We start from the raw sequence: 12,779 nt of genomic DNA on the forward strand, positions 1-12,779 counted from the left end.
TTATAAGCACTTAGTTTCAATTAACATATTGATACACTTTGGTTCGTTATAATTGATATTCCTCGGACAATAGTAACAGGTGTGTTACGTAAATTTTATACTGTTCAAATACTAACAAGTGACGGTATAACCATGCGTAAAAAGTTGATCCTTACGGCTCTTGCAAGCTCTCTTATTCTTGCTGGATGTGGGCAAGATGCTCAAAATGCCAAGCAAGCGCCTCTACCTCTCGTAGCAGTACAGGATGTTAGCGTTGTTTCTCACCAGCAAAGTAAGTCGTACATCGGTCGTATTGAAGCCGTTGAAGACACGGCTATCACAGCGCAGGTTTCTGGCTATCTACAAAGCCGTCATTTCAATGAAGGTCAAATGGTCGAAAAGGGCCAATTACTGTACTCCATTGAACCCTCTTCATTTGAAGCTGAAGTAGCAAGCGCAAAAGCGTCTGTTGCTCAAGCGAACGCGAACCTTAAAAAAGCCGAGCTTGATTTTAACCGAGGTAAGAACCTTCTCCCTAAGGGGAGTATTTCTCAATCGGAATTTGATGCATTGACAGCAAACTTATTGGGTTCTCAGGCACAGCTTGAAGCAAGTCAAGCACAACTCAATGCAGCCAATGTTCAGCTTTCTCATACCAAAATTATTGCGCCTTTCTCTGGACGAATTAGTGACACCAAAGTGAGCACGGGTGATCTGGTTTCACCGTCTTCAGGTGTACTGACTACGTTGGTTAGCCTAGATCCAATCCATGCATCGTTCAGCATCAGTGAGCGTGAGCGTATTGAGCTGGGTATGGATCGCATCGAAGGCGACGGCAGCAGCGATTCTGCAGGTGTTGAAGTTCAGATCATGCTTGAGAATGGTGAAGCGTTCGAACATCTAGGTCAGCTTGATTTCTTGGGTAACCGTATCAACCTCAATACTGGTACGATCGCGATGCGCGCAATTGCTGATAACCCGAACCAGCAATTACTTCCAGGCCAACACGTTCGCGTTGATCTACGTGAAAAGCAATCTATTGATGTTGTGACTATTCCGCGTCGTGCGGTTCAAACCGACCTAGAAGGTGACTTTGTGATGGTATTGGTTGAAGGTGAAGCCGCACCAGTTGCTGAGCGCAGAAACATTGAGATGGGGCGACAAGTTGAAGGTGGTGTGATCGTTCATTCTGGTCTAGAGAAGAACGACGCAGTGATCACTCAAGGCCTACAGCGTGTACGTAATGGTATGTCTGTTCGTATTCAAGCTTCTGCTGAACAAGCTGAGTAAGGGGGCTATTTATGTTAAGTCGTTTCTTTATTCAAAGGCCTAAGTTTGCCCTTGTCATATCCATAATATTAACGCTGGCGGGTGCGATCTCTCTCGCTATCTTACCAGTGGCCGAATATCCAAAAATTAGCCCACCATCGGTCAGTGTGTCGGCATTCTACACGGGTGCCAGTGCTGAAGTGGTGGAACAGGCGATAGCCGACCCCATAGAGACATCGGTGAATGGCGTAGAAGATATGATCTACATGTCTTCTAAAAGTGCTAATGATGGTTCATACAACCTTAACGTGACCTTTGATGTCGGGACTGATGCTGATATGGCTCAGGTCAACGTTCAGAACCGCGTTGCTCAGATCGAATCGAAACTTCCACAAGAAGTAAGAATGGTGGGTGTAACGGTCAAGAAGCGTTCACCTGACCTATTGATGGTATTGAACTTCTACTCGCCGAACGGAGAGTACAACGACCAATTCCTTATCAACTACGTGAACTTGAACATTAAAGACCAATTGGCTCGTGTAAAGGGCATCAGTGAAGTTAACGTGTTGGGTGGTGGTGAATACGCGATGCGTGTTTGGTTAGATCCTGAAAAAATGGCTAACCTCAATATAACTACCTCTGACGTGAATCGCGCTTTGGCGGAGCAGAACGTTCAAGTCGCTGCAGGCCGTATTGGAGCAGCGCCTTATAACAACGCGCAAGAAGTGCAATTCAACTTGGTGACAAAAGGCCGATTAGAAACGGCTGATGAGTTTGAAAATGTAGTGCTTCGTGCAAATCAAGACGGTTCAACGGTTTATTTAAAAGACGTTGCACGTGTTGAGCTAGGTAAAAAGTTCTACGATGGTAACGGTAAATACCGTGGTCAAGACGCTTCAATCGTAACGCTGTCACTTCAGTCAGACGCTAATGCGCTGGAAAGTGGTAAAGCAGTCATGGCGATGCTAGACAACCTAAGCAAAAATTTCCCTGAAGGCGTTGCTTACGAGGCGAGTTACGACACCACACTATTCGTTGCTGAGTCGATTAAAGGTGTAGTTAAAACACTCATCGAAGCAATTTTGCTGGTTATCGCAGTAACGTACTTGTTCTTGGGCAGTGCCCGTGCAACCTTGATTCCTGTGGTTGCGATTCCGGTATCTTTGATTGGTACTTTTGCGGTCATGCAGATGACCGGCTTTACCATCAACACAGTAACCCTGTTTGGTTTGATTTTGGCGATTGGTATCGTAGTAGATGATGCGATCTTGGTTATCGAGAACGTAGATACTACGATGGCCAAAGATCCTACCATTTCACCGCGAAAAGCAACACTGATCGCGATGAAAGAAGTGACCGGTCCAATTGTGACATCTACATTGGTACTGCTTGCCGTGTTTATCCCTGTAGCGATGTTGCCAGGTATTACCGGCATCATGTATCGCCAGTTTGCTCTGACTATCTGTATCGCGGTTGTGATCTCTTCTATTAACGCTCTAACGCTGTCGCCAGCATTGTGTTCATTGGTTCTTAAGCAGGGCGGTGGTAACACAGCACGTTGGTACCAAGCGTTTAACCGTGGTCTTGAATCAGTAACCAGCAAGTACGGTCAAATTGCAGGCTTCCTTGTGAAAAAGGGTGTTCTGCTGTTTACCTTCTTCGTTGTGGCGCTAGCAGCGGTAACTTACTTCGCGAAAACCACGTCTACGGCTTTCGTACCTCAAGAAGATAAAGGCATCTTGCTGGTTAACGTGCAGCTTCCTGACGCGGCATCGCTGTCTCGTACAGAAGATGTGACAGAGCAGTTACTAGAGATGGTTGAGCAAGAGCCGGGCGTTGATGGTGTGACACTGGTTAACGGCTATGCATTCATGACGGGCGCTTCAGCTTCGAATGGTGCGTCGATGTTCATCAAGCTCCACGATTGGGAAATGCGTAACGCACTAGACGGTCAACATTCAGCGCAAGCTATCTCACAACGTATTAATGGCCGAGCAGCAACAGAACTGCCTCAAGCGATTGTATTTGCAATGGGACCTCCTGCGGTTCCGGGCATGGGTGCTGCGTCTGGTTTTGAGTTTGTTCTCGAAGATACATTAGGTCGTAGCCGCACTGATCTGGCGATGGTAATGAATGACGTGATTGCTGAGGCAAATAAACAGCCTGAGATTTCACATACCTTCAGTACCTTCCGCGCCAATGTACCTCACTACTATGTCGATATTGATCGTGAGAAAGCGCAACAGCTAGGTATTCCCCTATCGGAAATATTCCAAACGCTACAAGGCAATCTTGGGTCAATGTACGTGAATGACTTCACCATGTTTGGTAAGAATTTCCGTGTCACCATGCAAGCAGACAGTGAACACCGTAGCAGCATGGATGACCTACAACGATTCCACGTGCGTTCGTCTAATGGCGAGATGATCCCGTTAAGCACATTGGTGACTTACGATCAGATCTTTGAACCAGACGTAGCATGGCGTTACAACATGTACCGCAGTGCGGTGATTCAAGGCCAACCAGCACCGGGTTACTCAAGCGGTGATGCGATTGCTGCAATGGAACGTGTCGCAGCTGACGTGCTGCCTCAAGGCTACCAGTACGAATGGACAGGCATGGCTTATCAAGAAGTATTGGCAGGCAACCAAGCGATCTTTGCTTTTGCACTGGCTCTGATCTTCATCTATCTGTTCATGGTGGCGCAGTACGAGAGTTGGACAATCCCTATAGCGATTATCTTAGTGGTACCGGTTGCAACCTTAGGTTCTTTCTTGGCGCTGAACCTGACAGGCACACCGCTGAATCTCTATGCACAAATTGGTTTGGTCCTCTTGATAGCTTTGGCCGCGAAGAACGCAATCTTGATTGTGGAATTCGCAAAGGTTGAGCGTGAAGAGAAAGACGCACCGATTGAAGATGCGGCGGTGAAGGGCGGTACGCTGCGTTTTCGTGCTGTGAACATGACGTCTTGGTCATTCATTTTAGGTATATTCCCGCTTATCTTCGCTGCGGGTGCTGGTCACGTGAGTCAAAACTCATTGGGTATTTCTCTGATTGGTGGCCTGCTATGTGTGTTGTTAGCGGGTACGTTCCTAATCCCTGGCTTCTATGCATTCGTGCAACGTAAGCGTGAGAAGGCACACGGTGGCAATACCAAGTTGATTCCACTGGACGATGAATAGGGAAGTTAGTGTCTTGTAGGATGAGCCCTTTACAAGGTTTCTCCTTGGTAATTAATTTCTTGTAAAAACGAAGGCTTAGCATTGTGCTAAGCCTTTTTTATTCCACTTGTGAATAAAGAATCTGTTTATATAATGAAATGTTTATTATAAGGTAGAGTTAATACTCCAATTAAAGCTCTCCAATAAAATGGTGTTTTATTCTTAGGTTGTTGTTTTTGTTGGATATATAAGTGTTCGGCTAACACTTGTATGCTCGAAAGTATTTGCACAATAGTGTGAAGTGTTTCAAAATTACCAAGTTATATTGAAATATTTTGTGCATTGAGGTTCTTATGAAAGTCATTGATTTATTTAAACACCGAGGCGACAGCGTGTCTTCGCAACACTCAGAGTTTATGCAATGGATGTCTCCAGCTCTTAGAGATTACTGGGGAGACTTTCTGAATCGCACGCAAAATAGTCATTTCTTTGCGTGGGTTCGTGATCACCACAAACCTGCTGTCAATGAAGATGCGCCAGAGATGCCTGTTGAACCACAGATCGTACTTAAGCCAGAAGCACAACTTGTATTTGATGAGCTTGAACAGCAGATCGGTGAAGTGATCCATACTGGTGATTGGATCAATGTAAGCCAAGACAGAATCAACCAGTTTGGCCTCGTTACTGAAGATATGCAGTGGATTCATACAGAGCCTTCTAAGGCTGAAACAGATTCTCCGTTCAAAACAACCATTGCACATGGTTTTCTGACTTTGTCTCTGCTTCCTCGACTGACAGACAGTGTTGATCCTGACAAATCTCAATTCCCAACGGCGAAGATGGTTGTAAACATTGGTCTTAACCAAGTACGTTTCCCATACCCTGTAAAATCGGGCAGTAACGTTCGCGCTAAAAGTACGCTAACAAAAGTAACGCCAATTAAGAAAGGCCTAGAGATTGAACGCGAAATCCGTGTAGAAATCGAAGGCATCCGTCGTCCTGGTGCTGTGATTGTTTCGGTGATTCAACTTCACTTCTAGAGCTTTTTTATAAGTAGAATTGCTTTTAGCGAAGATTATAGATTCAAAAAAGAGAGAGCTTAAGGCTCTCTCTTTTTGTTTTTGTCTATCAAGGCGATATCATCAGCATCCTAACAACATCACAAAAGTCGTTATCTTACTTGATACGTGTGTAGTTATTTAATGCGTTTGTAGTTACTTAATGCGTTTGTAGCTACTTAATGCGTTTATAGTTACTTGATGCGCGTGTAACCGTACTCTTCGATAAGATCTTGCCCTTGTTTTGACTTCACGAACTTAATGAAATCTTTGCTCTCGTCAGAAACTGATTCAGTTTTGTGCAGCAATAAGAATGGGCGAGCCAATTCATAACTGTGGTTGGCGATGTTCTTAGATGTCGGCTCAACGCCTTCAAATGTGATTGCTTTGATCGAACGGTCGATAGAGCCAACAGAGATGAATCCAATCGCATGTGGGTTATGGTTAACAATCGTTTTTACCATGCTGTTGCTGTTTACAACCAAGTTATTTGGGTTGATGTCAGACACTAGACGGTCGTTAATGATTTTTGTCAAACCAAGTAAGCTCTCGAAGCTGTAACGTGAACCAGAAGAAGCTTCACGAGTTACAACTGCGATAGGTTGATCCGCACCACCTATGGCTTTCCAGTTTGTGATTTTTCCTTTGTAGATATCGAATAGCTGTTCACGTGTAACGTTGCTTACACCGTTTGAACGGTTAGTCACGACGGCTAGGCCGTCAAAGGCAATTGGAAATACCTTCAATTTTTCGCCCTGTTCGCGGTCAGTTAAGTAACGTGAGCTCATACCAATATCAGCGACACCTTTATTGACCATGGTAATACCCGCTGTAGAACCGATGCCTTGAACCGCAATATAGTTATCAGGGTGAGTCTTGTTGTACTCCTCAGCCAATACATCCATCACACGTGATACCGAAGTGGAGCCCGAAATATTGGTTTCTTGTGCAAAAGCAGCGTGAGAAGACAGGGCTAAGGATAAAAGAGAGGCAAGCGCGACTCGTAACATAAACAACTCCTAGTTAATAACATTTGCCGGCTATGATAGGTCGGTTATATGACAATTTTGTGAAATTCTATCCGCTCAATGTGTCGCTATTAGCTTGATGAGTGAAAGCGAGTTAGGTTTACAAAAGCAGGATTCGTTTCTGGGAGCAGGACGGGTATTTTGTTTGCGCTAGTTCGCTAAAATGTTGGTTGAGTCCTAAGCTAAACAAAGGAATTCACTACTTAGAAGTTTCTATGAAGTTACAAGAGGTGTTATGTCCGTCATTCATATCGAACTGAATCGTCTTTTAATTGGAGCTGAGAAGCTCTGTACATCTCGAAATCGCAGTTTACCTGTCGAGCTAGGCAAGTCCCTTTATGAAGAGTGTGAGGGTGGTGTGCTGTTTTCTCAGGCTCATTATCTGCTCGACTCATCTCATAGCGATTACACAAATGAGATCGCCTGCGTTAGTTTTGATGAGTCACTGTCATGTTGGTTGGTAATGGTGCCGCTAGAAGGTGATGTAAAAACCGATTCAGTAAATTGGGGGCCTTATCCTTACTTACCTCAATCGAAGGATCTTGATGCTATTTTGTCTGAAATAGAAAAAGACCCTAAATCGTACTTCTGGTCGTGATTATTCTGTTGAGATGTTTGCGAGGGGCTTGATACCTAAAACGAACAACTTTTTTTAACTCACCACATTACAACCTATCTGAGTCACTAAAAACAGTCTACGTTAATAAAGCTTATCTGCGTCAGTAAAACGATCTATGTTACTAAAACTATCCGCATCACTATAAATGATGGATGTCACTTCAAATTATGCCAATAAGATTGCGTAGTTATACCAATCACAGTGAGTAAGTGATCAGTGATTTACTACGATTGGTATTAATAAGATTGTGAAACCAAAGACCGGAAATCTTTTGGTGTTTTGCCGTGATAGGTTTTAAAGGCGGTACTAAAATGCGCCGCACTTTTAAATCCGGATTCATAAGCAATTTGAGTAATCGATTTGTTCGATGTTCTGAGCTGTGTGGCTGCGTGGGCGATTCGCTTTATCTTCAAGAGGTTTGAAAACGAAAGGTCTTCCGCCGATAAACGGCGTTTAAGTGTGGCTGGTGACATCCCCATATAGCTGGCTAGGGTATCGAGTGAGATATTATTTTCTATATTCTGTTCAATGTAATGAATGACCTTTTGTGTCACCGTCAATCTAGAAATTCGGCTAATAATCGTTAATAGTTCCGGATACTGCTCAACCATTAAAGACAGCAAACCTAAGCCTAGCTGGGTGAGTGCGTAATCATTCTGAGTCGATGAATTGGCCAGGGACATGATGAGCTCTTTCAATTGGCAGATTTCGGTATCCGTTTGATTGAACTTAATGTACTTATCTGGAGTTTGAGTGGATTCTAAATCACTGAACTGATTTATGAACTTTTGGAAAATTGCCAAATCAAAATCTAAGCAAATCGCACTAAACTCACCATTTTCAGTGTCGACCGTGATGTCTTTAATCTGACCAGAATTGTAAAGCGTGAAATCTCCCGCTTTTAACGAGGCTTGGGTGCCATTGGGCAGCATAAAAGATATGCTTCCTTTCGATACCATAAAGATACCGTTTTTAGAGGCGGGGTAGCGTTCGCGTTTCCTGGGAATAAAGTTTCTGAATTGAGTGACCGTGATTGATGGCATAGTGAGCTTCTTTGGCGTTGTAGATTAATTGCTTTTTTTAGTATTGTTTAAGCATGAGACATTTACAAAAAAGGCGCTAATAATTAGCGCCTTTAGAAGTAAACCTATCAGAAATTAGGCTTCGGTTTCATTTGTCGTTTCAGGCCCGCTAGGCAAGTCCGCAAAAACTTGTGTAGGTTTTGCTACCAAGTTACGGTTTTCCTGATTAACTTCTGAGAGAACTACTTCTAAAACGTCTCCCAGTTTGTATACCATTTCTTTATCGATAGATACAGTACCCATATCACCGTTGCACTCTATTCTCTCTTTATTATCAAGAATGAGAGAGCCAGGGATAAACGCCGCTGCACCATTGTCAAGTAGGCGTACACGCATACCTGCGCGGTTAATATCGAAAATCTCTGCTTGGAAACGAGTTTCTTCAACTGGAGCGTTCGCTAGAGTACGAGCATACAACCAATCGCCAACGTTACGTTCAGCCATACCGTGGTGACGGCGGTGCAGGGCAAGTTCATCACCAATGGTTTCGTCTGGTGTTTGAATTGGCGCTTTACCTAGGATGTGTGCTTTAAGCATGCGGTGGTTAATCATGTCACCGTATTTACGAATTGGAGAAGTCCAAGTTGCGTAAATGTCTAATCCCATTGCGTAGTGCGGCGCAGGTTCATTGCTGATCTCGCTGTATGCTTGGAATTTACGAATACGGTTGTCGTAGTAGCTGTTGTCTAAAGAACCTAACCAACGACGCAGAGTAGCAAAACCTTCCAGAGAAACGATCTGCTCTTCTGTAAACGGCGTCTCTGCTTCTGGGTTAACCAGCTCCAGAACGTCTGTTAATTTCTCAGCTTTAAAACCAGAGTGACAGTTAAAGACACCTTGGTTAAAGCTTTCTTTTAATACTCGACCTGCACAGATGTTCGCGCTGATCATAGACTCTTCAACCAACTTGTTTGCGCTACGACGCATGTCCGCGTGGATAGCGACAACATCGTTGTCTTCGCTAAGTTCAAAGCGGTAGTCAGGACGATCTGGGAACACAACAGCATTGGCTGAGCGCCATGCTGAACGCGCTTGTGCGAATTGGTGAAGATCAGAAACAATTGCAGCAATCTCTTCTGACGGTTGCCATTTCTCTGATGCACCTGTTTCTAGCCAGTCTGATACGTGGTCGTAAGCAAGACGAGCGTGAGATTTTATGTTTGCAGCGAAGAAGTTAATGTCATCACCGATAACACCATCTTTAGATACCGTTACTGTGCAGCAAAGTGCCGGGCGAACTTCGTTCTCTATGAGTGAACATAAGTTGTCAGCTAGATCGCGAGGCAACATTGGGATGTTACGACCAGGCAGGTAAATAGTGAAACCACGCTCGCGAGCCACTTTATCCATTTCATCATCTGGAGAGATGTAAGCGGTAGGATCAGCAATTGCGATAGTCAGTTCGAAATCACCGTTCTCTTTCTTCTTAGCGTAAAGCGCATCGTCCATATCTTTTGTGCTTTCGCCATCGATAGTCACAAAAGGGACGTGAGTCATGTCTACACGTTCAAGATCAGCGTCGTCTTTGATCTGCCAGTCGTCGATGCCTTCAGGTTCGCTGTTTGGTAGGTCATTTTGCGCTAGCGTTACCCACCAAGGCGCGATTTTGTCATCAGCGTCTGTGATTTTCTCAGAGATCTGAGCTAAGAAGCCGTTGTCACCTTTTAACGGGTGTTGAACGATATGAGCAACAACCCAGTCGCCTTCTTTAAGCGTTTCAGGGTTCAAACCCTTCTGTGCTTTCGCTTTAAGCTGCAGTTTTTTCAGTTGCGGGTGATCTGGAACAACGTTCAATCGACCTTTGAAAAGCTTAACTCGTGCAATAAAGCGAGTAAGACCCTGTTCAATCAACTCCTCTGGCTCTGCAACTTCGCGCTCTTTCTCTGTGCGAATGATGGCAATCACCTTGTCACCGTGCACACATTTTTTCATGTACGGCGGTGGGATGAAGAAGCTAGTTTTGCTATCGACTTCGAGAAAACCAAACCCTTTTTCAGTGGCTTTGATCGTACCTTCCTTTTTAGGGAGGGTTTCTTGGATTTGCTGTTTGAGTTGAGCGAGTAGAGGATTATCTTGAAACATTTGACTTTTATCTATCGAGGACAATTGAGCACACTATAATCATTGCGAGGCTTGATTACTACTTAAAGGCGAAGTGAGCGTAAATTAATTGCCCTCTTATTTAACTAGGTCAATTTGCTAGAAGTTTGGTGCTGTGACGAGATATTCATCAAGTTTTGACGATATGATAGCCAGTGTTGATGTAAAACCGAAAAATATGTGATGTATTTCAATTTTTTCTGGCTTTTTTTATGCATTTAAGGAATAATCCGCCTCCCTTAGACGTCCCTAATGGCTTGAAGTGTTTTATTACTGCTTCGTAACTCTGAATGGAATCAGTATCTGATTGGATCAGTATTGGAATTGATAGAGCTCCCGGGACCTTTTGTTTACTTATATATAGTGGGATCCCAATGTCCGAATCTGTAATTCAATTTAATGAATTAGCCCTAAACGAAAACATTCTTTCAGCTCTTGATAGCATGGGTTTCGTTTCTCCGACTCCAATCCAAGCAGCAGCTATTCCTCTTCTTCTTGAAGGCCGTGACGCACTAGGTAAAGCACAGACTGGTACTGGTAAAACAGCAGCATTCTCTCTGCCTTTACTTAACAAAATCAACCTGAACCAACATAAACCACAAGCAATCATCATGGCTCCTACTCGTGAGCTAGCGATTCAAGTTGCTGCGGAAATCAAAAACCTAGGCCGTGATATCAAAGGTCTTAAAGTTCTTGAAATCTACGGCGGCGCTTCAATTGTTGACCAAATGCGCGCTCTAAGCCGCGGTGCTCACATTGTTGTTGGTACTCCAGGTCGTGTTAAAGACTTACTAACTCGTGACCGTCTACACCTAGATGAAGCGCACACATTTGTTCTTGATGAAGCAGATGAAATGCTAAAAATGGGTTTCGTAGATGACGTTACTTGGATCCTAGAGCAAGCTCCAGAATCTGCACAACGTGTACTTTTCTCTGCGACTATGCCTCCAATGGTTAAAACTATTGTTGACCGTTACCTACGTAACCCGGCTAAAGTTGATGTTGCTGGTACTAACCACACAGTTGACAAAGTAGCGCAGAACTACTGGGTTGTTAAAGGCGTAGAAAAAGACGAAGCAATGTCTCGTCTTCTTGAAACTGAAGAAACTGACGCGTCAATCGTATTCGTACGTACTCGTCAAGACACTGAGCGTCTAGCTGATTGGCTATCTGCACGTGGCTTCAAAGCTGCTGCACTGCACGGTGATATTCCTCAGTCTCTACGTGAGCGCACTGTTGATCACATCAAACAAGGTGTTATCGATATCCTAGTTGCAACTGACGTTGTAGCACGTGGTCTTGATGTTCCACGTATCACTCACGTATTCAACTACGACATCCCATTTGATGTTGAATCTTACATCCACCGTATTGGTCGTACTGGCCGTGCTGGACGTAAAGGTAAAGCGATCCTACTAGTTCGTACTAACCAAATTCGTATGCTTCGCACTATCGAGCGTGTAACTAAGTCTCAAATGGAAGAAATCCAACTTCCACAACGTGACGAAGTTGCTGCTGCACGTGTTGCTAAGCTTGGTGCTGAGCTTGAAACTGAGAAAGAGAGCAAAGCTCTAGAAAACTTCGCAGGTTTAATCTCTACACTACAAGAATCTCTAGAAGTTGATGCTGCTACTCTAGCTGCAATGCTTCTTAAGCGTCAGCAAGGTAAGAGCCCTCTATTCTACGTTGGCGAAGACCCAATGATCGCTGCTATTGAGCGTGATAAGAACCGTCGCAAAGAGCGTCGTGAAGATCGTGACAATGGCCGTGACGGTGGTGGTCGTAACTTCAATACTCAAGATTGGGATACATACCAACTACAAGTTGGCCGTGAGCAAGGCGTTCAGGTTAAAGACATCGTTGGCGCACTAGCAAACGAACTAGGCCTAACTAAAGGTTCTATCGGTGCTATCAAGCTAGACCAAGGTTCTACTTACGTTCAACTGCCAAAAGCAATGAACTCTGAAACTGCTGGTAAGCTAAGCAAACTTCGCATTCGTCAAAAAGAAGCTGGCGCTGTAGTTGTTGATTTCAATGACTTCCGTGAGCCTCGTCGTGGCGGCGGCGGTCGTGATGGCAACCGTGGCGGCGGTCGTGGCGGTCGTGATGGTGGCGGCTACCGTGGTAACCGTGAAGGCGGTAATCGCGAAGGTGGTAACCGTGAAGGTGGCAATGGCGGTCGTGGTGGCTACCGTGGCAACCGTGACGGCGCACGTGATGGTAACTCTGCTGGTGGTCGTGATGGCGAACGTCGCTTTGACCGTAACCGTGGTGGCGATCACCGTGGTAACCACCGTGGCGAACGTGGCCATGGCAACGCAGCAGGCAATGGCGGCAACCGCGGTCGTCGTCCAGAGCGCAACGAAGGTTAATCAACCTTTAGTTTAAGTGGAACTTACAAGCCAAGTGCTTATAGGTGAATAGCTTAAACAGTGAATTTAAAAGCCGAGCATAATGCTCTAATGCCGATCGTTTAAGAA

Annotated in this window: 8 protein-coding genes; 5 read left to right on the plus strand and 3 right to left on the minus strand. The window is 44.6% G+C overall.

The window, feature by feature from the left end; genetic code table 11:
• The first annotated feature begins 132 nt into the window (after positions 1-132).
• From AB4513_RS21865 to AB4513_RS21875, 3 genes are all read left to right on the plus strand, one after another.
• Positions 133-1,269: an efflux RND transporter periplasmic adaptor subunit gene (locus tag AB4513_RS21865; RefSeq protein ID WP_009844788.1), complete on the plus strand. Its 1,137-nt coding sequence runs from the start codon at positions 133-135 to the stop codon at positions 1,267-1,269.
• 11 nt (positions 1,270-1,280) lie between these two features.
• On the plus strand, positions 1,281-4,433 hold the full coding sequence (locus tag AB4513_RS21870) for an efflux RND transporter permease subunit (RefSeq protein ID WP_009844789.1): 3,153 nt from the start codon (positions 1,281-1,283) through the stop codon (positions 4,431-4,433).
• Between the two features lie 332 nt (positions 4,434-4,765).
• Positions 4,766-5,452 carry a MaoC family dehydratase gene (locus AB4513_RS21875; RefSeq protein ID WP_009844790.1) on the plus strand — a complete coding sequence of 229 codons (687 nt, stop codon included), beginning with the start codon at positions 4,766-4,768 and terminating at the stop codon, positions 5,450-5,452.
• Positions 5,453-5,664: 212 nt separating this feature from the next.
• Here AB4513_RS21875 and AB4513_RS21880 read toward each other — a convergent pair whose 3' ends face one another.
• Positions 5,665-6,480, minus strand: a complete 816-nt coding sequence (locus AB4513_RS21880) for a phosphate ABC transporter substrate-binding protein (protein ID WP_009844791.1) — start codon at positions 6,478-6,480, stop codon at positions 5,665-5,667.
• 253 nt (positions 6,481-6,733) lie between these two features.
• On the opposite strand from AB4513_RS21880, the gene AB4513_RS21885 reads away from it, so the two are divergent.
• Positions 6,734-7,096: a DUF3024 domain-containing protein gene (locus tag AB4513_RS21885; RefSeq protein WP_009844792.1), complete on the plus strand. Its 363-nt coding sequence runs from the start codon at positions 6,734-6,736 to the stop codon at positions 7,094-7,096.
• Positions 7,097-7,353: 257 nt separating this feature from the next.
• On the opposite strand, the gene AB4513_RS21890 is transcribed toward AB4513_RS21885, so the two are convergent.
• Entirely contained in the window at positions 7,354-8,160 is an 807-nt protein-coding gene (locus AB4513_RS21890) for an AraC family transcriptional regulator (protein ID WP_009844793.1), read from the minus strand.
• Between the two features lie 114 nt (positions 8,161-8,274).
• Complete coding sequence (gene rnb / locus AB4513_RS21895) at positions 8,275-10,281, minus strand: exoribonuclease II (protein WP_009844794.1); 2,007 nt, start codon at positions 10,279-10,281, stop codon at positions 8,275-8,277.
• A 308-nt stretch (positions 10,282-10,589) separates the two neighbouring features.
• Here rnb and AB4513_RS21900 point away from each other — a divergent pair, with 308 nt between their 5' ends.
• On the plus strand, positions 10,590-12,671 hold the full coding sequence (locus AB4513_RS21900; RefSeq protein WP_032554996.1) for a DEAD/DEAH box helicase: 2,082 nt from the start codon (positions 10,590-10,592) through the stop codon (positions 12,669-12,671).
• Positions 12,672-12,779: the final 108 nt, after the last annotated feature.

The sequence above is a fragment of the Vibrio sp. 10N.222.54.E6 genome, assembly GCF_041473955.1.
Lineage (GTDB): Bacteria > Pseudomonadota > Gammaproteobacteria > Enterobacterales > Vibrionaceae > Vibrio > Vibrio tasmaniensis_A.

Bases quoted from the DNA above. Each gene is read 5' to 3' on its own strand.
- AB4513_RS21865 (WP_009844788.1), top strand. From the start codon at position 133: ATGCGTAAAAAGTTGATCCTTACGGCTCTTGCAAGCTCTCTTATTCTT.
- AB4513_RS21870 (WP_009844789.1), top strand. From the start codon at position 1,281: ATGTTAAGTCGTTTCTTTATTCAAAGGCCTAAGTTTGCCCTTGTCATA.
- AB4513_RS21875 (WP_009844790.1), top strand. From the start codon at position 4,766: ATGAAAGTCATTGATTTATTTAAACACCGAGGCGACAGCGTGTCTTCG.
- AB4513_RS21880 (WP_009844791.1), bottom strand. From the start codon at position 6,480: ATGTTACGAGTCGCGCTTGCCTCTCTTTTATCCTTAGCCCTGTCTTCT.
- AB4513_RS21885 (WP_009844792.1), top strand. From the start codon at position 6,734: ATGTCCGTCATTCATATCGAACTGAATCGTCTTTTAATTGGAGCTGAG.
- AB4513_RS21890 (WP_009844793.1), bottom strand. From the start codon at position 8,160: ATGCCATCAATCACGGTCACTCAATTCAGAAACTTTATTCCCAGGAAA.
- rnb (WP_009844794.1), bottom strand. From the start codon at position 10,281: ATGTTTCAAGATAATCCTCTACTCGCTCAACTCAAACAGCAAATCCAA.
- AB4513_RS21900 (WP_032554996.1), top strand. From the start codon at position 10,590: ATGGAATCAGTATCTGATTGGATCAGTATTGGAATTGATAGAGCTCCC.